The sequence below is a fragment of the Moraxella caviae genome (genome assembly GCF_002014985.1).
Lineage (GTDB): Bacteria > Pseudomonadota > Gammaproteobacteria > Pseudomonadales > Moraxellaceae > Moraxella > Moraxella caviae.
Genome location: NZ_MUXU01000034.1, coordinates 1 through 21,738, shown reverse-complemented (window position 1 = coordinate 21,738; position 21,738 = coordinate 1). Strand labels below are relative to the sequence as shown.

Here is a 21,738-nt window from a genome sequence, read left to right as displayed (position 1 = left end):
TTAATTTAAAATGCGAATTATTTAAAATTCAAATTTTCTGCTGGCACAAGGCTTTTGAGTTTGCGCACCACGTCATTGCTGGGGTATGCACGAAAACGCTCATTGACACGCAGCCGCGCAATGCCGCATTCATCGTACACATACAGTGCCACAGGCAGGCAGCCGTCTTGGATTTTGGCAGGCGTGGGCGCAGCGATTTCACTGTCATAATCGGCATAAAATCCTTCGGCTTCCAACTCTGCGTCATCGTCAGCGCTTAGATTGACTTCATTGGGGTCAGGCGGCATTTGCTCTTTTAATAGCGCCATCAGCTCTGGCAAAATGGCGGTGTCGGCGGCGTGAATTTTTAGATTGATGGCGGATAAGTGCTTGAGGCGCGCTTGCACAAGGCTTGTCGCGTCTTGTAATCTGGCAAAAATTCGCCCATCGTTTTCACGCACCGACAGCTTGGCGACGATGATGGTGTCTTTGTTTTTGTCCATTTTTACCACGTTTTGTAGGCGTGCGAATTTATCGCCAAAGCAGCTGACTTCTAGGCGGCGCGTGCCATCGTCCAGAGTGATGGCGATGCGGTTGCCAAAGTTTGCGATGTCAATAATCAGCCCTGCAACTTTGGCGTATTTATTAAACCCTGTGTCTGATAAATCCGCAAGCGTGGCAACGTTTGTGTACTTTTTGAGCTCGTCTCGGTATTCGTCAATGGGGTGTCCAGTCAGATACAGTCCCAGCGTTTCTTTTTCGCCACGCAGCCGCTCTTCATCGCTCCAGATGATGTTTGGCAAAGGCGGCGCAACCGACAAGCCATCGTCCACTTCGCCAAATAAATCAAACGTACCAGCCAGCGCATTTTGGCGGTTTTGCTCGGCAGCTTGCATGGCGCTTGGGAATTGCTCCCACAAGCCGCCACGGATTTGATGGCTAAGATTGGCTTCTTCAGTGATGAGCGCAGGCTGCAGCTCTTCTGCCAAAATATCAAAGCAGCCAGCACGAATCAAGGCTTCCAGCGCACGCTTGCCGACTTTTTTGATGTCTACACGGTTGCAAAAATCGTACAAATCCTTAAAGCGGCCGTCTTTTCTGGCATTGACGATGCTTGCCACCGCTTCTTCGCCCACGCCTTTGACCGCGCCAAGTCCGTACACGACAGTGGTGCTGTCTTTGACGACAAAATGCCATTTGCTGTGGTTAATACTTGGCGGAATGACGGTCAAACCAAAGTTATTTTCGCAGTCAGCAATCAAACCTACGATGGTGTCGGTGTCGTCCATCTCCGAAGTCAGTACCGCTGCCATAAATTCAGCAGGGTAGTAATGCTTTAAATAAGCGGTCTGATAAGCCAGCACGCCATAAGCTGCCGAGTGCGATTTGTTAAAGCCATAGCCTGCAAACTTTTCCATCAAATCAAACACGCCTGTGGCAATGTCTGGGTCAATGTTCAAGCCCTTTGCGCCTTCAGCGAAAATGGAGCGCTGCTTTGCCATTTCTTCAGGTTTTTTCTTACCCATGGCACGGCGCAGCATATCGGCACCGCCAAGACTATAGCCTGCCATGGATTGACTGATTTGCATGACTTGCTCTTGGTAGACAATCACGCCATAAGTATTTTCCAAAATCGGCTCAAGATAAGGGTGGTCGTACACCACTTCTTGAATGCCGTGCTTACGGTCAATGTAGTCTGTTACCATGCCCGTCTCTAAAGGGCCGGGGCGATACAGCGCGCACATCGCAATCACGTCTTCAATGTTTGACGGCTTAAGCTGCTTTAGGTATTTTTTCATGCCTGAGCTTTCTAGCTGGAATACAGCAGTGGTATTTCCTGCTTGTAGCACGGCTTGATAGACGTTCATGTCATCAAGCGGCAAGGCTTCAAGGTCAATCGGCTCTTGCCCAAGGCGGCTGCGTGTTTCGTTGATGTTGTTAATCGCCGCTTGAATGACGGTTAGGTTTCGAAGACCCAAAAAGTCAAATTTCACCAAGCCAACCGCTTCCACGTCATCTTTATCAAACTGGCTGACAGGGTGTCCTTCGTCATCACAGTACACTGCACTAAAATCGCTGATGCGATTTGGCGCAATCAACACGCCACCTGCGTGCTTACCCACGTTACGCGTGATGCCTTCTAGCTTTTCTGCCATTTCCCAAATTTCCACCGCCGCATCGTGGTCAAAGGCGTTTTCATCGGTGAGTAGGGTTTTTAGTTGTGGCTCTTCTTCCACCGCTTCTGCCAGCGAAATGCCGGGGGTTTTTGGAATCAGCTTGGAAATTTTATCCGCCAAGCCGTAAGATTTGCCTTGTACACGCGCCACGTCTCGCACCACCGCACGCGCCGCCATCGTACCAAAGGTGATGATTTGCGATACCGCCTTGCGTCCGTAAGTTTGCGCCACATAATCAATGACACGGTCTCGCCCATCAATACAAAAGTCAATATCAAAGTCAGGCATGGACACACGCTCTGGATTCAAAAAGCGCTCAAACAGTAAATCATAATGCAAAGGGTCAAGGTCGGTGATGTTTAGCGCATACGCCACAAGCGAACCTGCGCCTGAGCCACGCCCCGGCCCCACAGGCACGCCATTGGCTTTTGCCCAGCGGATAAAGTCCATCACGATAAGAAAATAACCCGGAAAACCCATTTTTAGGATAATGCCCAGCTCGTATTCTAAGCGCTCATCATAAGGCTTACGAACCTTGGCCCAATCATCGCCACGCTCAGCAGCAGGGTAGAGTTTATCAAGGCGGCGGTTTAAGCCTTCAGCGGCGGTGCGGCGAAAGAAACTTTCAATGGTGTCGCCTTCTGGAATGGGAAAATCAGGCAAAACGTTAATGCCAAGCGTGAGCGTAACATTACAGCGTGAAGCCAAAAGATTTGTATTTTCAATGACTTGAGGAATGTCGGCAAACAGCTCGCTCATCTCATCTTGGGATTTGAAATATTGCGATTCGCTGTACAGACGTGGGCGATCTGGGTCGGCAAGCACATAACCGCCAGCAATGCACACGCGTGCTTCATGCGCATCAAAATCGCTGCTTGAATCGTCCACGTCCTTGCCGCCAGTGTCAGAAAGCTCTGGCACAGGATTCATAAAACGCACGTCATTATGCGCCACCACAGGCACGCCCGCTTTACTGCCTTGAATGACGGCTTGGGTGTTAAAATCGTTGTCCGCGTCTTTGGTGCGGCGAATGGCTAGGTATAGGCGGTCGCCAAAGACGGCTTTCCACGCTGCCAAAATCGGCTGCGCTTGCTCTGGGTGGTTGCCTTGTAGACTTTCTGCAACTTCTGAGCGGTGGGTTAAAATCGCAATCAAGCCGTCATTGCGCTCTTTTAAAGCAGCCTTCGTAATAATGGGCGTATGCACCAGCACCGAGCCGTTTTCACCCATCGGGCGGTCGGTATAAGCGTCCGACAGCAGGCGCAAAAGGTTTTTGTAGCCGTCATTATTCATGGCGTACAAAATCACCGTATGCCCATTATCTTCAGCATCACGGTCAATGGCTTCCCCAATGGTTACTTCCGAGCCCAAGATCGGCTTAATGCCTGCGCCCACGCACGCTTTATAAAACTTGACCGCGCCAAACATATTGTTCAAATCCGCCAGCCCAAGCGCCGTCTGCCCGTCAGCCGCTGCCGCCTTGACAAGCTCTTTAATGCGTACGATGGAATCAACGATGGCGTATTCACTGCGTACGCCAAGATGGGTAAATGCCATGATGTTGGTTTTCTTTGTTTAAAGGTTGCTTAAAATTAAAAAAGTTGCTGAAATTTAATGTTTTGGCGTTTTAAAAAAGCAAGTCAATGCTTGGCTAATGCTTGCTTAAACTTAATACTTAACTTAAAACAAGCCATTTATCAAGCGCAAACCGCCACACACCGCCAAATAAATGGGCAAATTATACCACAAATACACCTTAAAATAACCAGAAAAAACCACGCAAACGGTTGCAAAAACTTAGCCAAAATTGTACAGTACAGCAAAATCCAGCGCACTTTAAACGCACCGCCCAGCCGTTCGTCATTTGAGCGTTTTATTGACAAATCTTTACCCAAGCCAAGAAGTTTAACTTAAGAATTGCCGCCATGTTCCATATCATTCAATCTAATAATACCGATGTTTTGGTTGAGCGTCTGCTCGCTTTTTATCGCAAGGATTGGGCGCACGATGGCGAGCAAAATACAGGCTTTGCCAATATTTTTTCGCCTTTTGTGGTGATTGTGCCGTCTATGGTTTTGGGCGATTGGCTGACAAAAACGGTCGCCAGCAAAGAAAAAATCAGCACGCTGTTCACATCGCAATTTTGGGGGCAGTATCAGTGGCAAATGATTAAAAAAGTGCTGGATTTGGATGCACAATTTCACGCCAATTCGCCCAAATACGACCCCGCACACGCCCCTGATGGCACGCTGGAAGTGCCAGAAGTTGCCATGCTGTCTGCGTCTGTCATGCGCTGGCGAATTTTTGGGCATTTGGCGCAAGTGCTGTCATTGGGCGCAAACGCCAATTTTGAAGCAAGTAAGCAAGCGCTGGCGGAAATTTTGGCGGACGACACGCACAAGCTGCACTTGCTGATTAAGCCACTGTACGACAAAGCCAGCGACAGCGTACCAGAACATCGGCTGTGGCAGGCGTGCGATGAGCTGGCGCGCGTGTATGTGCGCTATCTCACCCAAAGACCCGAGTGGCTGCAAGCGTGGACGACTGGCGCGCCACTGCCTATGAGCGTGGAGGCGATGATTGCCCAAAAGGATAAATTCACCGATGATTTTGCGCCCAGCGATGAACACGCCACGCCTGAATGGCTGGTGGGGCATTATGTGGCGTTAGAAACGCTGCTGCGCCACCTTTGGCAGACGCTGTTTGCCGATGCTTATGAATACCGTGAAGCGCTTGAGCATAGATTTTGGCAAGTGCTGGAAGGTGGGCGTGGTAAAGACTTGCAACACGCTGCGCTGCAAGCCCTACCAAAGAGCATTCATCTTTTTACCGTGCAGCAAATTCCCACGGTGGAGCTGATGTTTTTAAAGCGGCTGTCTTTACAGCTGGACGTGCATTTGTACCATTTTAATCCATCAAAGCTGTTTTGGGCGGATATCGTGGATAAACGCTGGCTGATGACGCAGCAAATCATTCGCCCTGAAAGCGTGTATTTAAAAGACGCTGGGCATACGCTGCTGTCTCGCTTGGGTAAAGAATCCAGAGAGACGTTCGCCATGCTGGCTGATATGTCTGGCGGTGCGTATTATTATGAAGAAGAGCTTAACAATTCTGAGCAGGAAGATTCTTTGCAAAATGGTTCTGCGCAGAGCAACTCTACGCAAAATACTGACGCCATTGCTGATTTAATCACCAAATGGCAGGTAGAGTGGCAAGACCATTTCATCAAGCACAATACGCACACCAATCATTCGCTCTTACAGCAAATCAAAGACGACATTTTAATGCTGCAAGAAGGCAGAGCAAGTGCTACCATCAATGCTCAGATTTTTGATGAGTTAAAGCACAAAACTCGCCCAAAAACGCCTTTGTCGTTGGACACCAATCGCACACGCTTGCCAAGTCTTGCCATTCATGCTTGCCACAGCCTAAAACGCCAGCTGGAATTGGCAAGGCGTATGATTGCACGCTACTTAAACGAAACGCCTGAGCGTCATTTATCAGACGTAGTGGTGCTACTGCCTGACGTGGCAGCCGCCCAAGAAGTGATTCGTGCGGTGTTTCCTGAAGGACGCGGCATGGACGGGCTGTATTTGCCCGCCAAAATCACAGGCACTAGCGATAAAAGCATTGATGAGCTGATGGCAGCAATCACAGGATTTTATCAGCTTTTAGGTGCGCCTTTGGCTCGCTTTGGTTGCGATGAGTTTTTTGAATGGCTGATGATTCCTGCGCTGCACGAAAGTTTTGGGCTGAGCTTTGATGACGTCATGCGTGCCAAAGATTTGCTGGACAAGGCAGGATTTAAGCGTGGCTTTGACGAAGCGCATTTGGCGAAATCTTTGCACGCAAAAGACACCGATTATCGCTACACTTTTAGCTATGCGCTGGATCGGCTGGTGCTGGGGCTGCTCACGCCATGCGATGGCGCGCCCAATGATTTGCTGTATCCTTTGACGTGGCAAGGCGGTGAATTTGCCGAAGCGAGTTTGCCGCTTGATGACGTAACGCCTGCCGACAGCGCCATCATCGCAGCTTTGAGTAAAATTCACGCAGGGCTGAGTGATTTGCAAAACGATTTTACCAAGACCGACAGGGCGCAGACGTGGCTTGACAAGATTGAACAAGACGTCATCAATCGCTATTTTTCACCGCTCAAAGACACCACCGCCATGCGTGCGATTTTTGAAGCCAAAAACGCCATGATGGCAAATTTGCGTGCCAACCAAAATTATCAACGCACAAAACACGAGCAAAATCAAGTACTTGATATAAATTCATCACATCGTACGGACGACATTTGGCTAAGTTTGCAATTTGTGCTAGAGAGTTTGGCGCAGGCGGTCAGTCAGCAAGCCATCAGTGCCGAGCCATCTGGTGTGATTACCTTTGCCAGATTTGGGGCGGTGCGCAGCATTCCGTTTGGGCTGGTTATCATGCTTGAGATGAATTTGGCGGCATTTCCACGCCAAGACAAAAGCGTGCGTCTAGATTTGATGCGCGCAGGACTTAAAAGACGTGGCGATCGCTACAACGAAGATGATGATAATGGTGCGTTTTTGGACGCTTTATTGTGTGCCAAAGAGCATTGTTTGATTTTTTATCAAGGCGTGGCAAATGATGGCATAACACGGCTTTTGCCTGCATCGCCTGTGGGAGAATTATTAGAATTTCTTAAAAATGATGGCGATTGGCACACGGCAGATACGGCTGTGCAAGCCGATGATTTGATTGAGCAGCACGCCATACACCGTGCAATCAGCGACATCATGCCCACGCTGATTGAGCGCTATTTGGTGAGCGAGCATACTGCCAGCGATTTTGAGCGAGCGGCTTTTTATGAAACGAATGCTTATCAGAATGATGGTGTGCAAGCAGCAGACGACTTGCCAGACAATAAATTGCAAACGGATAACTTGCAAAAATCGCTTGATTTGCAAGAGCTAAAAACAGCAGCACAGACACGAATGTTGCAAGCGGTGGCACAATACCAAGCACGCCAACGCCAAAACTTGCCGCCTGCACCGCTTTGGCAGCAGGTGCGCGCCTTATTAGATAGCCCAAGCGATACGCCTGTCAAGCCAGTCATTGCCTTGCCAGATGAGCAAACCATTCATCAAATCGCTCATACACTGCAAGCGGCAGCAAGCGCACAGCATTCAGTGCATGATTTACAAAAAATGCTGGACACACTTGAAATGACACTGCCTACACATTGCGAGATTGACGACATTGTGCGTGCGGTCAAGTCGCTTGCGGTGCAGTTTTTGCGTGGCAAATTACGCCTGCCTAAGCAAGCAGATACGGCAGAAAATGAACAAAACGAGCCGTTGTCGCTTGACGGGCTGGCACATTGGCAGCTCAATGACGCTTTATTGCAAGCAGTGGCGATGGGTGCGCTTGATGATTTGCCGCTTGCAAATACGCAAATTGCAAGCCAAGAAAATGCAAGCGATACTGCTAGCGAAACCACAGGTAAAATTGCAAGTACTAAAAATAGCATTGCAAGCGATAACGCAAAAAATTCTGCAAGCAAAAATGCAAGTTTGCAAGCATTTGCTTTTGGCAACTTGCTGCCAGCTGGCGTGATGCGCCATAAAGCACTGGCAATGGCGGTAGACGAACTGACGAGCGACTTGCAAAATTTCGCCACACGACTAAATGCGCTTGACGGCACTGCCAAAATTGCAAGTGTAGCGCACGACAAATTTTCATCACTCATCAGTCCAACCCAAGAAACACGCCTGCGCCTACTGGTGGGTGATACGCCTGTGTCTGTAATGGGGCGTGTGCCTGCAAGCATGGACAGCACCAAACACAGCGCAAAACTTTGGCTGTCGCTGTCGCCCAGCAGTACGCGCGCCGAGCATTTGCTGCGCTTTTGGCTGATGCATTTGTACTGGCAGGCGGTGCGCCAAACGAGCCAAACTGACGTGGAAACAGGCGCAGGCACGAGCATTTGGCAGTTTAAAAAAGATGGCGGCAGCGTGGCGGAGCTTACAAATACCGTACGATTTGCGCCTGTGGAATATGAGCGAGCGAATGCCGAGCTTGCCATGTGGCTGATTTTTGCGCAGATTTGCAAGCAGGTGCCGATTGCGCTCACGCCACAAACCGCCTTGCAAATTGCTCAGCATGATGGCGGTGAAAATTTTGATTATCAAAGCGATGCCCAGATTAAAAAATGGGCGAACGTAAGTTTTGGTATGCCTGTGTTTGATAACTGCGCCCATCACCCCACATGGCAGACGCTGCTTGGCGACACCGACCCGATTGTCGCCTTGCAAGCGGTATCGCCATTGGCGAAAATCTTATATCAATCGCTGCTTGATTGCATTTCATCGCTGGACGATGACTTGGCAGAATAACAGAAACTTAGATTGTAAAACTTAAATAAAATCAATAAACTACGCAAAATTTAACCACCATTTATACAGTCAATCAATAACATGACAACATCACCAAACACACAAATTGCTCAAAACTTGCCGCCAGCTTTGGCGTGTTCGCTTAAGGGCGGCTATTTGATAGAAGCGTCCGCTGGCACAGGTAAGACATGGACGCTGACAGGGATTTTGCTGCGCTTATTGATAGAAGAAAAGTATGCGCCAGAGCAAATCATCGCCACCACGTTTACCAAGGCGGCGGCGGCAGAAATGCAAGAACGCATTCACGCACGCCTTGCCAATTTTTACCGCTATGTGTCGTGGCTGGTGCTGATGCGTGGCGAAAATCCTGAGTGGTTTTTATTAGAAAAACTTAACAATGATGACGACAAGCAAGCCAAACTTGACGCCATTTTGGACGAAATTTGCCAAGCTGCCAAAACCGCAGGCATTGCTGACAGCGATGACCCCATCAATCGGCATTTGCTGGGCGTGCTGCTCACCAGTGCTGAGCCGCGTGCGCCAGAGCTTGCCAAATCACGCGCGCAGCTTTTACTTGCCACGCTGGACAAGCTGTTCATTGGTACGCTTGATAGCCTAGCGCAAAAGTGGCTGCGAGAATTTGCCGCTGAAATCGGGCATAAAAGCGAAACCGAAATCACCAATCAAACGCGCGATGTAGTGCGTGCCATTTTACATGATGAGCTGCGTGCCGAGCATTCACGCCTGCTCAGCCAGCCGAATTTATATGCGCTGTTAAAGGACGATTTAAAAGTCTTGCAAGACGTAGACGCTGCCGAAAGCGCCATCAGCTTGCCGCTGCAGTTTTTTGGCGTGCCGATTGACGACATCAGCGTGCCAAACGATGAAGACGTACTGCAGGCGCAGGCGGCTTTTGGCGATGTGGCGAAGGCGGATTTATCCAGCGTGGCGGATTTTTTTGATATTGAAAGCCTAAAAACTTTGGGTGTTGCCCAGCGTGCCACATGGCAAAAATCCTTGCACGAGCTGCCTGCGGTGTTGTCGCTCATGGGCGAGCATGGCGCGGCATTCACCAATCACACCAACGAAGCGCAGAACAAATGGCTTGCCAATCTTATCAAGACCTATAATGAAGGAAAACTTAACAGTGAAACCGCCTTTAAAAAGGGTGCAAAAGACGCTGATAAGGCACGGTTTGAAACGGTGATGGATGTGCTTGTGCGCTTGGTGAACGCTTGCCAATCATTGACGCACATTCGCACAGCTTATCAGCAGTCTTTATATCAAAAACTTGCTGTGCTGGTACAACAAAAACTTGGCGCAGTGCTAGAAACGCTTGGCAAAACCACATTCAGCCTGCAAATAGATAGGCTAAATCAAGCACTAAAAACCAACCCAAACATCGCACGCCACATACGCCATCAATATCCTGTCGCCTTGATTGATGAAGCGCAGGACGTCAATGGTGCGCAGGTTACGCTCATTCAAGAAGTGTATTTGAACGCCTTAAAAATGGACGCCAAAAACGGCAAAACGCGTGGATTTTTATTGTTGGTTGGCGACCCAAAACAAGCAATTTACCGCTTTCGTGGTGGCGATGTAACCAATTATAACGCCATGAAAGCGCTCGGCAGCACCAAGCAAACAGTGCGTGATGATGGCGATTTTGGCAATGATAGGGATGGCGGTTTTGGTGAAAATCTGACCGAAAATTCTGGGAATATTATTAAGAAAAACTTAATCAATCAAGACTTAACTTTGACGGTCAATCGCCGCTCAAATGCTGCGCTGATTCATGCGCTGAATGAATGGTTTGCCAACAGTGGTGCGTCAGAGCATCATAATCACGCCTATCTTGGCACGAACATTTTTTATCAGCCAATCACCGCGCACAACACCGACAAAAGGCTGTCTTGGCAAACAGGCGAGACCACAGGCGCAGCGCTTGGCACATCACCTTTGGCAGTGCTAAACATCAAGTACGACAAGCAGGCAGAGTACAGCGAACACGAGCTGATTGCCATGCACATGAACAGCTTGCTGCAAGACGGACACCGCATTCAAGATGGCGCAAACGCGCGGCAAATTTTACCGCAGGATTTGGCGTTTTTGGCACGCTCACGCACGGATTTGGCGCAGATGAAAGACGCGCTGGATTGGCTGAACATTCCGTCTGCCGCCGCCAAAGAAAGCAGCGTTTTTCATACGCCAGCTGCCGATGACGTGCGCACGCTTTTATTGGCGTGCCTTGATGGTGCAGCTGATACGGTGAGCAGCCTTTTGACTTCTGGCTTGTTTGGTTTGACGCTTGATGATGTGGCGGCAATGCAGCTTGCCCAAGATGAAAAAACGCCAAAATCGCAGACGGACGAGCAAAATTCAAACGCACATTCAAGCGCAAATTTAAATTCAAGCATAAATCCAGACGCTTGGGTGCAAGTGCTAAGCTATTTGCAAAAAGTGCGTGAACGCTGGCAACGCTTTGGTGTGGCAAATGCGCTTAATTTCGCCTTGATGACAAATCCTTTGCGTCAAACGCCCACAAACGCTGCACCAGAAGAGCAAGAAAGCCTGTGGCTGACGACTGCTACGCATGGCGAGCGTTATGTGGCGGATTTATGGCAACTCACCGAAATCATCAGTGCGCAGTCCATGCCAAGCGAAGTGCGGCTTTTGGCTTGGTTTGACGAGCAAATCGCTCAAGCGGCGTCCGATACGCCAGAGCAATATTTGCGTCGCCCCCTGCCAAGCGAGCTGGGCGTGAATTTGATGACCATTCATGGCTCAAAAGGCTTAGAATTTCCCATCGTGTACGTTTTTGGTTTGGATAAAAAACCCATGCTTAATCGGGAAAATTTTTATCCTTATAGCGATGAAAATTTCACCAGACGCATTTCGCCAACGCCTGATAAAATCGACAATAACCAGCAGATTGTTAAGGATTTCTACAAAAATCTCAACGATGCCGAAAGCGTGGACGAAGAGCGCAGATTAGGCTATGTGGCACTCACCAGAGCCAGTGAGCAGACCTTTGTGGTGGGCTGTGATGCCGCCAAAAATGAGAGCCTTGATAAGCGTGCGCTGTTTTTATGGCTGGAAAGTGCGCAAAAAGAGCTGGCTTTGCCTGAGCGTTTGGCGGACGTAATGGACTGGATTGTGCTTGACGATGATACGCCACTGTGCAAGGCGGCTTATCAGCAAACCAGCTTAAACGCCTTGCCCATCGCCTATGCCGACTGGGCGCAGGTTTTGCCTGTACAGTCGTTTTATGGCGCACAAAAAACAAGTTTCACCGCACTCAATGCGCACCACGCACACGCCCAAAACACCAGCCAAAACAGCGCCGTGCATTTGGCGAGCACGCCTGATTATGATGACATCGCAGCACTTGGCGAGCAAGATTTGCCTGCGCCTGTGCCAACTGATGACATTCGTTATCGCTTGCCGCGCGGGGCAAACATCGGCACGTTTTTACACCAAGTGCTAGAATCGGCAGACTTTGGCGATGAAAAACACGTCAGCCAAACCATTGACAGAACGGTGCGCACGCTGAATTTGCCAGTAGAATTGCTCAGCCAAAAAGCCCAAGCGCAAACCTTGATGGGCAAGGGCAGTGCGCCTGATTTTGGCGTTGATGATTCTATGCACAAAGCACTGATTGCTTGGATTATGGCGACAGCTTGGGGTGAATTTGCCGCTTCTGGGGCGGTGCTTGCCAAGCTAAACGCCCAAAACAGTGCGCGTGAGATGAAATTTTTATTAGGACTTGGCAAAAATTTCAGCATTGCTGGGCTAAACGCCGCCTTTGAAGCGCATAGCGATCGCCCTGTGCGCCTTGATGATGTGGACGCTGGCACGCCTGCGTGGTATCGTCATTTAAGTGGGGAGATTGACTTGCTGTACGAGTGCGCAGGCAAGTTTTATGTGGTGGATTATAAGTCCAATTTTTTGGGCAGCACGCCGCAAGATTATCAGCAAGATGCGCTGACAGAAGCGATGGACAAGGCGGGCTATTGGCTGCAAGCGGCAATTTATCAAGTGGCGCTGCACCGCTTGTTGCGCCTGCGTATCAAGGATTATGTGGGCAATGAAGCACGCTATTTGGGCGCGGTGGAATATGTGTTTTTGCGTGGCTTAGATAGTGGTTTGGGTAGTGGTTTGGATAACGGCTTGAATAACGACAATCTGAATAACAACAGCGCAGAACTCAAAAAATCGCCTGAAACCAAAACGCAATCGCAGTTTGGGCGGCTGGTATGGCAAGTGCCACTGCCGCTGGTTTTGGCGTTGGACGAGTTATTTGATTAACTTTGGCAATCAAGCCTGTGCAAAATCACCAGCGCAAGCCATTAAATTATTAAGAAAAACTTAAAAAAGATACGTTTATGAACACTCACGCCATCAGTCAATATTTGATAAGACGCATGAACACTCATGCCGATTGGTATCAAGCGGTTGCCACTGCGCACAAACCCCAAAAAGCGCAAATTCAGCTGTTTTATGCCGTACAGTTCGCCTGCACGCAAGCCCTTGGTGAAGGGCATACGTTGTTTAGCTTATCGGCAAACGATAAGACTGTTTTGCAAGCAAAGCCTACTCACGATGACAAACCCGCGCCAAACACTGACACCAACTGGCAACTGACAGGCTGGCGCGCGGCTTTGCTGTTGCCGATTTTTACTTATTTTGGTGAGCGTTTTTTTGGCAGTGCGCTTGGCGAGCATGACTTTTATGCTCAGATTTTGGCAGGCATGGATAGTTGTGCGCCGCAGGATTTGGAGCGTTATACCAAGCAGGCGTGCGCACGATTTCGCTTATTCGCCCAAAATCTAGGTACGGCTGACAAGGCTGTTCAGCTTGATGATGACGAAGCACTGCTTTTGTTATTACTGCGTACTTACTATTTTTTGCGCCATAAAATCCCTACCGTTGGTGCGCACGATGGCTTTGATGAGTTTTGCGCTTTGCTTGTGGATAATCCGTTTTTTGGCACGGCAGATTTTGGTGGGGCGGATAGCCGTGAAATTGACGATACAGCAAATTTGGCAAATTTTGGCACGATAAAACGCACCGCACCGCTTAAATATCAGCGTTTGGGCGATGTGCTGCATTTTTGGGAAGCGCGCACTTGGCAAGCCGAAAGACAGCTTTTGGCGCACGTTTGGCGCATTAAGCAGGCGCAGGTTGGCGAGTTTGATGCGCAGAATTTACCGTCTGTACTTAATGCCGAGCAACGTGCTGCCGTGCGCATGGTGGCAAAGCAGGCGTTTAGTATCATCACAGGCGGTCCCGGTACGGGCAAGACTTTTACGGTGGCGCAAATTGTGCTGGCACTGCACCAAAGCAATCCTGATTTGTCGTTGGCACTTGCTGCACCCACAGGCAAGGCGGCTCAGCGCATGAGTGAATCTTTGCAAGCTGCCTTACCCACAGCAGAATTTGATTTGCCAGAGCCGAAAACCATTCATCGCCTTTTGGGCATTGGCAAGCACGGTAAGCCACGCTATGACGAGCGTGCGCCGCTTGGCTATGATGTGGTGATTATTGATGAAGTTTCCATGCTGGGTGTGGCGCTTGCCGAGCAGCTGTTTGCCGCCATCAAGACAGGCGCGCGGCTGATTTTGCTTGGCGATGCCAATCAGCTGGCAGCGGTGGAAGCAGGCGCGGTGCTGGCGGATTTATGCCAACTGGACGCACTGACTGACAACCGCACCAATCTTATCCAGTCAAGACGCTTTGATGATGGCTCTGGCGTGGGTAAGTTGGCACGTCTTATCAATGACAAAGGTGATGGCGAGCAAAAATTCGTCCAAGCGCTTGAGTTGTTGGCAAGTGAGCCTGAGCTGCATTTTACGTCCTTTGCGCACACGCCGCTGGATGCTGCCAGTAAAGATAAATTTTACAAGCAGCTGAGCGAGTCTTATACCGATTATTTTAAACAAACGGGCAAGCTGTTGGCGCAATTTCGCCATTTATCGCAAGATGAGCAATACGAAGCGGTGCGCGCGCTTACCGATACGCTCAATCAGCACCGCATTTTGACGGCGGCGCACGGCACAGATTTTGGTGATGAGCTGATTAACGCTTATTTGGCGCGCTGCCATCGTGAATTTTTAAACACTCGCCCAAGCACTTCGCCTTGGTATCATGGGCGCGTGGTGATGGTGCAAACCAACCGCTACGATTTAGGCTTATATAATGGCGATGTGGGGATTTGTCTGTACGATGGGCGTGGGCTGGGCGTGTATTTTGTGGGCGATGACGTGCTGTGCGTACGCAGTGCGCTCTTATCTGGCGACACCGTCAAGACCGCTTATGCCATCACCACGCACAAATCGCAAGGCTCAGAATTTGGTACGGTGGCGATTGTTTTTGATGATACCAATGCACGCCTGCTGTCGCAAGAACTGCTTTACACCGCCGTAACACGCGCCAAAACGGGCGTGCGCATTTACAGCACCGACAGCGCCTTACGCCAGTCTTTAAGCCAACCAACCGTACGCCTGACAGGACTTGCGCTGCCAAGGGTGGGGTGATGTTGCCAAGCCAATTAAAGCATGCAGGTATCCAAATAGAACAACTTGAAGAAGTTGCCAAATGCGAATTGCAACACAATAATGATTTGCAGCTTATTAGGTTTAAGAAATCCCAAACCATGAAATCGCCCATTAGTACATAGACTGAACCAAACTTACAAAACCCAGCATTTGCAATGGAAATTTGCATTTTGAAATATTGGGCTGTGCTGTCGCTGGTCTAACTTACAAACCCACAAACCACCCAAAAACACACCAACTCTAACCGCCGTCCAACAAAAAAGAGCGAATTGCTCCGCTCTTTTCTTTTAGGCTGTGTGCTTATTTATTTGCTGTGGCTTCTACCGCCAATTTGTCATAAATACCGCCTTCGCTGAAGTAGGTTTTCATGATGGAAGCCCAGTCGCCAAAGACGTCATTAGGAAAGAAAGTCGCCATTTCAGGGAACTTCTCACGATTTGCCGCCAAAATTTCGGCATTGCTTGGGCGCAAATAATACTGCACCGCCAAGTTTTGTCCAGCATCACTGTACAGATAATTTAGGTATTCTTTGGCGATGTCGGTCGTGCCTTTTTTATCGCTCACCGCATTCACCACCGCCACAGGGTTTTCGGCATTGACGGTGTAGCTTGGGTAGATGATTTCTACGTTGCCAAATTTATTTTTGATGACGTTGGCTTCGTTTTCAAAGGTGATCAGCACATCGCCAATGCCACGCTGCGCAAAGGTTGTCGTGGCGGCGCGCCCACCGTTTTCAAAGACGACCACGTTTTTTAGCAAAGATTTGGTGAATTCTTGGGCTTTGGCTTCGTCATTATTAAAACTGTGCAGCGCATAGCCGTACGCACCCAAAAAGGCGTAGCGGCCGTTGCCTGTGGTTTTTGGGTTGGCGATGACGATTTCTTTGCCTTGCGTTGCCAAATCTGTCCAGTCTTTCACGCCTTTTGGATTGCCATCACGCACCAAAAACACCACCGTGCTGGTAAAAGGAATGGCGTTATTAGCAAAAGCGCTGCGCCAGTTGCTGTCCACCAGCTGAGCGTCCGCCAGCAGCTCCACGTCAGAGCCTTGATTCATAGTAACTACGTCTGCCGCCAAGCCATTTTTCACCGACAAAGCCTGCTTGCTTGAGCCGCCGTGCGACTGCTTAATGGTGATGTTTGCGTCAGGATTGACGGTCTTATAATGCTCGATGAACAAAGGATTGTAGTCTTTATAATAATCGCGCGCCACGTCATAAGACACGTTGAGCAGCTCCACGTTGCCGCTTGTTCCAGCATTTGCCCCAGTGTTTGCTTGGTTTTGTGCGTCATTGCCAGCGTTATTGCTGCACGCGCTTAGCGTCAATGCGCCTGCCAATACCACACCAAATAAGGCGGTAGGGCGACTGAATTTAGAGCCGAATTTAGCAAAAGTTGTCATGGCAACTCCCAATATTTTTACTATCAATTTTAAAATGCTGCTTTTGCAGGTCAATTTGTAAAGCGTAAAACCGCTGTCGCTTGATTGCTGCGGTTATCGTGGTTGCTACTTTAAAAGATACACGCGCAAAAAACCAACGCCAAAAACGTATTTAGATGTGCGATTTTGGAATATCGCAGGCGTTTGATGGGCAAGTTTCGTGATTTTTGGGATTTGCGCTGTACCGACAAATGGCGCAAGATGTGCTATAATGCCAAGAATTGCTTGTTTTGGCGCGCCTGTTTTGGGTGAAAGGTTGTCCATTTTGGTGAATTTCACTCATTACCGTCATGCCAAGCACGCCAATAAATTTACAAAATTAAAACACGCTTAAAAATTAAAATTTCCCAAATTTATGAAAAACGACATCGTACTTATTGACGCACCTGCGGGCAAATTGGAAGTGGAATTTATCTTACAAGATGGCGAGCGTACGCAGGCTGATTCACTTGCGCTGATTTGCCACCCAAACCCAGCAGGCGGCACGATGAATAATAAAGTCGTCAGCACCATGTTTCGCTACTGCCGAGACGCAGGCATGGACGTGGCACGCTTTAATTTTCGGGGCGTGGGCAATTCCACAGGCGTATCTGAATATGGTGATGGCGAATTTATTGACGCGCGCACGGTGCTGGCGTGGCTTACCACTCAGACGCAGGCAAGACAGCTTTGGTTGGGCGGTTTTTCTTTTGGTGGCTTTGTGGCGTGCCGAGTGGCGGATTGGCTTAACGCTGCCAAAAACGCCAGCAATGATGGCGGCATGCAAGGCTTGACACTGCAGCATTTGGCATTGGTTGCGCCGTCCGTTGAACGCAACGACACAAGCACGCTTGACATCACATCGCCAAACACCTTTATGATTTATGGCGATCAAGACGAGCTGGTTCGCCCAAGCGTGATGGCGGATTTTGCCAAAGCGCGCCAGATTGCCACGACCGTCATGCCAGATGTGGGGCATTTTTTTCATGGCAAATTGACCGAACTTAAGCAAGCCTTGATGGCGCACACCGAAAAGCCGCTTTGATGGTGCGATTGTGGTAAAATTTTGCGATATATTTTTACGAGAAATTCGTACGACAAATTTTACGATAAATAACAGCAACTTACGCAAACTTTAAAATTAACAACACTTAAAAGGACGACCCATGAGCATACAAACCCCACTTGAGCGTTATCGTGCCGCCTTGGCGACAGGTGATTTTAGCGAAGATTCTGTGCAGCTGGCTGCGGTAACTTATCTGGACAATTTGCACCACGAAATCATCAAGCAAGATGGCGGCAAAAAAGGCTGGCTGGCTGGATTGTTTGGTGCAAAAAGCAGCATGCCAAAGGGTTTGTACATGTGGGGCGGCGTGGGGCGCGGCAAGACGTGGCTGATGGATATGTTTTATGACAGCTTGCCTATCAAGCGCAAAATGCGTATGCACTTTCATCATTTTATGCAGCGTGTGCATAGCGAGCTTGTCAAGCTACAAGGGCAGACCGATCCGCTAGAAAAAGTGGCGGACATCATTCATGCCGAAGCCAATGTGATTTGCTTCGATGAATTTTTTGTGTCCAATGTGTCAGATGCGATGATTTTGGGCGATTTGTTTACCATGCTGTTTGCGCGCGACATTACGCTGGTTGCCACATCAAACATTGAGCCAGCGGGCTTGTACAAAAACGGCATTCATCGCAATCGCTTTTTGCCTGCCATCGCCCAAGTGGAAGCAAATACCACTGTGATGAATATTGACGCTGGTATTGATTATCGTTTGCGTTTATTAAAACAAGCCAAGCTGTATTCTTATCCATTAAGCAGCGAAACGGACAGCTGGCTGGCGGAGCGTTTTGCGACTTTGGCAGGCGCGCAGACGGTGAGCCATGAGCCGATTGACGTGGCAGGGCGTGCGATTGACATCATCAGCCGCACCGAAACCATGCTGTATGCCGATTTTCGTGCGCTGTGTATGCAGCCGCGTGCCGCCAGTGATTTTATCGCCATCGCCAATGATTTTAGCACGGTGATGGTGGATAATGTGCCAGCGCTCAACGACACTTTGATGGATCCAACGCGCCGTTTTATTTATCTGGTGGACGAATTTTATGACCGCCGTGTCAAGCTGCTGGTGCGTGCTGAGCAATCTATTTTGGAGTTGTATCAGGGCGAAAAATTGGCGTTTGAGATTGAGCGCACCCGTTCACGCCTGCTAGAAATGCAGTCGGAAGATTATTTGGCGCAAGAACATCGCTTGGATTGATGTGTTTTGAATAGTTGTTAAACAACCGCCAAACAACTGTTACCGAAAATTACAAACTTTTGTGCTTGCTTTGGTATAATAGCAAACCTAAATTTCAGATGACGTTTGGCGATGCGCTAGGGCGCGCCCAGTTTGGTGGTGGTTTACGCCATTGCCAATAAGCCAGTATCATCTGACAACAAATTAAACAGATTGACAAACCAGCAAAAATTCTGGTTTTTATTGCTAAGGAAAACGTATGAACGCCGTTTTAGAAACCATTCAAAACCGCCGCAGCTTTGGCAAATTGATTACGCCAGCACCAAAAGACGCAGAAGTCAAAGCCGCTCTACAAGCCGCGTTGGCAGCGCCAGACCACAAGCAGCTTAAGCCTTGGCAATTTTCAATCCTAAAAGGCAAAACACTAAAAGATTTTGGCAAGGTGCTGGAAAATGCCGCCAAAGCGCAAGCTGAGCAAAAGGGCGAAAAACTGGACGCCGCCACCAACAAAAAGAACCGTGAAATGCCACTGCGCGCACCGATGATTATCACCGTTGCCACCAAATTCACGCCACACGAAAAAGTGCCGCCATTTGAGCAACTGCTTAGCGCAGGCGCAGCAGCACAAAACTTGATTTTGGCGCTAGAATCTATGGGCTATCACACCATCTGGCGCACAGGCCCATTGGCAAACACGCCTGAAGTAAGAAAGTTTTTGAACGTGGGTAATGACGATGCGGTGTGCGGCTTTATTTATGTCGGCTCAAGCAAAGTTGAAATGCCAGAACGTGAAGCGGTAAAAGTGGACGACTTTATTTATAAAGTGTGATTGAGCCACTTTTGACAACTTTTTGTCATTTGCCACGGTTTGAGCGTTAAATTTATCAAGTGAATTTAACAGCACAAATTTAGCAGGGCAAATTTGCTGATTTTAAAGCGTATTCATGCTATTTTAAGCGTGGGTGCGCTTTTATTTTTTGGCGCACGATTTTTCAGGTGCGTTTTAGCTTGTCTTTCTGGCTTGTTTTTGTGCTATAATGGCATTTTATTTGTATTGTTTTTAACCATACAATCAAGCCCAGCAAAGCGCAACAACCGAGCAATGACGCATGAAATTTTCCAAGCCAACAAATCCCAAGATTCAAAAAATCGTAGAAGCCGCCACGCACAGCATTGATGATGCGGCACGCGCCATCAAAGATTCTGGGATTGAAAACACGTCGCTGATTGGCAGCTTGGCGCAGTTGGCAGGCTTTAAGCGCAAAAAAGCCAGTCTTGACGAACTCACCAAAACCACACAAAACGACAAACCTGCCGAAACGCCGCTACGTTTGGTGTTTTTGGGCGGTGGCAGCTTTGGCACTGCCATGGCAAATCTAGCCGCCAGAAACGGCTGCGATGCGACATTGTGGGTGCGCGACAAACGCACGGTCAAAGCCATGCAAAAAAGCCGCGTCAATAAAAAATACCTACCAAATTACAAACTGGACGAACGCCTAAAATTCAGCCACGACTTACAAAGCGCAGTCAGCGATAAAGACGTGATTTTTGTGGCGGTGCCAAGCTCGGCATTTCGTGAAATGCTGGCACAAATCAAGCCTTTCATCACTCATCAAGCGGTGGTATCGCTCACCAAAGGCATGGAAAAAGACACCTTTGCACTGATGAGCGACATCATCAAAGACGAACTGCCTGAAGTCAATTATGGCGTGATGAGCGGCCCAAATTTGGCGGTGGAAATCATGGACGGCATGCCATCGGCAAGTGTCATCGCTTCGCCATCGCCACTTTTGCGCACAGCGGTACAAGAAGCCTTGCACGGTGCGTTTTTCCGTGTTTTTGCATCCGATGACGTCAAGGGCGTGGAGCTGGGCGGTGCACTCAAAAACATCTACGCCATCGCCATGGGCATGGCAGCCGCTTATAATGTGGGCGATAATACCAAAGCCATGCTGCTCACGCGCGCCTTGGCGGAGATGAGCCGTTTTGGCGTGGCGGTGGGCGCAAATCCTTTGACTTTCTTAGGCTTGTCTGGCGTGGGCGATTTGTACGCCACCTGTAATTCGGTGCTAAGCCGCAATTACCGCATTGGCAATATGCTGGGCAAGGGCATGGCACTAGAAACCGCCATCAAAAAACTTGGACAAACCGCCGAAGGGGTGAACACCATCTTGCAAGTGCATGAAAAAGCCACCGCGCTTGGTATTTATATGCCCATCACGCACGCCTTGCACGCGGTGCTGTACGAAGATAAGGCGGCACTTGGCGTGGCGTTAAACTTGATGGAAACAGGGTTTCGCAGCGATGTAGAATTTGTCATGCCGCACGATAAAAGCAACGAAAAACTCAGCCAAGAATTTAGTGCTGTTTTAAAATCCAGTGCTGACGCCAAGCCAAAAGACGCTGACGATACCGATAAATCAAACGATGACGTTGCATCAAGCGATGGCATTAAATCAAAGAATGACGCTTAAACAGTAAACCAGTGGTATTTATCAAGTTAAATTTACCCTTTGGCGGACGGCAAATCACCCGTCAGCAATTTATTTTAGATAATTTATGGGGCTGTACTAGAATAACAACCATGTTATACTAGTTTTATGAAGATAACCCATTGTAAACTAAGTAAAAAAGTTCAAAAAAGACTGCTTGAATTTTTTGTACTCGAAGTTACTGCTAGAAGTGCAGCTGATTTACTGGGTATTCACCCTAATTCAGCAGCCCTTTTTTACCACAAAATCCGCCTTGTGATAGAATACCACTTAGCTCTTGAAGCCAACAATCTCTTTGATGGTGAAGTTGAACTTGATGAAAGTTATTTTGGTGGTATTCGTAAAGGTAAGCGTGGTCGTGGTGCAGCTGGTAAAACTGCTGTATTTGGTTTATTAAAACGCAATGATAAAGTTTACACTGTTGTTGTTAAAGATACTAAGACAAATACACTAATGCCAATTATCACAAGTAAAATCAAGCCTGATAGCATTGTCTACACAGA

The 21,738-nt window shown here is 48.7% G+C and carries 10 protein-coding genes; 8 read left to right on the top strand and 2 right to left on the bottom strand.

Annotated elements, in window-relative coordinates:
* Positions 1 to 17 precede the first annotated feature (17 nt).
* The gene (gene dnaE / locus B0181_RS05110; RefSeq protein ID WP_078276436.1) at positions 18 to 3,713 is read right to left on the bottom strand and encodes a DNA polymerase III subunit alpha; all 3,696 of its coding nucleotides are present in this window, start codon (positions 3,711 to 3,713) and stop codon (positions 18 to 20) included.
* 368 nt (positions 3,714 to 4,081) lie between these two features.
* Here dnaE and B0181_RS05105 point away from each other — a divergent pair, with 368 nt between their 5' ends.
* From B0181_RS05105 to recD, 3 genes are all read left to right on the top strand, one after another.
* Positions 4,082 to 8,524, top strand: a complete 4,443-nt coding sequence (locus tag B0181_RS05105; protein WP_078276435.1) for an exodeoxyribonuclease V subunit gamma — start codon at positions 4,082 to 4,084, stop codon at positions 8,522 to 8,524.
* An 81-nt stretch (positions 8,525 to 8,605) separates the two neighbouring features.
* Positions 8,606 to 12,832, top strand: coding sequence for a UvrD-helicase domain-containing protein (locus tag B0181_RS05100; protein ID WP_078276434.1), 4,227 nt, complete (start codon positions 8,606 to 8,608; stop codon positions 12,830 to 12,832).
* 77 nt (positions 12,833 to 12,909) lie between these two features.
* Positions 12,910 to 15,060, top strand: coding sequence for an exodeoxyribonuclease V subunit alpha (recD, locus tag B0181_RS05095; protein WP_078276433.1), 2,151 nt, complete (start codon positions 12,910 to 12,912; stop codon positions 15,058 to 15,060).
* Between the two features lie 321 nt (positions 15,061 to 15,381).
* On the opposite strand, the gene B0181_RS05090 is transcribed toward recD, so the two are convergent.
* The gene (locus tag B0181_RS05090; RefSeq protein ID WP_078276432.1) at positions 15,382 to 16,482 is read right to left on the bottom strand and encodes a sulfate ABC transporter substrate-binding protein; all 1,101 of its coding nucleotides are present in this window, start codon (positions 16,480 to 16,482) and stop codon (positions 15,382 to 15,384) included.
* Between the two features lie 394 nt (positions 16,483 to 16,876).
* Between B0181_RS05090 and B0181_RS05080 the strand changes: the two genes are divergently transcribed.
* The 5 genes from B0181_RS05080 to B0181_RS05060 form a co-directional block, all read left to right on the top strand.
* Complete coding sequence (locus B0181_RS05080; RefSeq protein WP_078276430.1) at positions 16,877 to 17,545, top strand: alpha/beta hydrolase; 669 nt, start codon at positions 16,877 to 16,879, stop codon at positions 17,543 to 17,545.
* Positions 17,546 to 17,666: 121 nt separating this feature from the next.
* Positions 17,667 to 18,764 carry a cell division protein ZapE gene (zapE, locus tag B0181_RS05075; protein ID WP_078276429.1) on the top strand — a complete coding sequence of 366 codons (1,098 nt, stop codon included), beginning with the start codon at positions 17,667 to 17,669 and terminating at the stop codon, positions 18,762 to 18,764.
* A gap of 238 nt (positions 18,765 to 19,002) precedes the next feature.
* Positions 19,003 to 19,572: a nitroreductase family protein gene (locus B0181_RS05070; protein WP_078276428.1), complete on the top strand. Its 570-nt coding sequence runs from the start codon at positions 19,003 to 19,005 to the stop codon at positions 19,570 to 19,572.
* Positions 19,573 to 19,852: 280 nt separating this feature from the next.
* Positions 19,853 to 21,217 (top strand): NAD(P)H-dependent glycerol-3-phosphate dehydrogenase, encoded by a 1,365-nt coding sequence (locus B0181_RS05065; RefSeq protein ID WP_078276427.1) that lies wholly within the window; start codon positions 19,853 to 19,855, stop codon positions 21,215 to 21,217.
* Between the two features lie 126 nt (positions 21,218 to 21,343).
* The coding region (locus B0181_RS05060; RefSeq protein ID WP_143821569.1) for an IS1595 family transposase at positions 21,344 to 21,738 on the top strand (395 nt) is incomplete at its 3' end.

Bases quoted from the DNA above. Each gene is read 5' to 3' on its own strand.
- zapE (WP_078276429.1), top strand. From the start codon at position 17,667: ATGAGCATACAAACCCCACTTGAGCGTTATCGTGCCGCCTTGGCGACA.
- B0181_RS05065 (WP_078276427.1), top strand. From the start codon at position 19,853: ATGAAATTTTCCAAGCCAACAAATCCCAAGATTCAAAAAATCGTAGAA.
- recD (WP_078276433.1), top strand. From the start codon at position 12,910: ATGAACACTCACGCCATCAGTCAATATTTGATAAGACGCATGAACACT.
- B0181_RS05090 (WP_078276432.1), bottom strand. From the start codon at position 16,482: ATGACAACTTTTGCTAAATTCGGCTCTAAATTCAGTCGCCCTACCGCC.
- B0181_RS05070 (WP_078276428.1), top strand. From the start codon at position 19,003: ATGAACGCCGTTTTAGAAACCATTCAAAACCGCCGCAGCTTTGGCAAA.
- B0181_RS05080 (WP_078276430.1), top strand. From the start codon at position 16,877: ATGAAAAACGACATCGTACTTATTGACGCACCTGCGGGCAAATTGGAA.
- B0181_RS05105 (WP_078276435.1), top strand. From the start codon at position 4,082: ATGTTCCATATCATTCAATCTAATAATACCGATGTTTTGGTTGAGCGT.
- B0181_RS05100 (WP_078276434.1), top strand. From the start codon at position 8,606: ATGACAACATCACCAAACACACAAATTGCTCAAAACTTGCCGCCAGCT.
- dnaE (WP_078276436.1), bottom strand. From the start codon at position 3,713: ATGGCATTTACCCATCTTGGCGTACGCAGTGAATACGCCATCGTTGAT.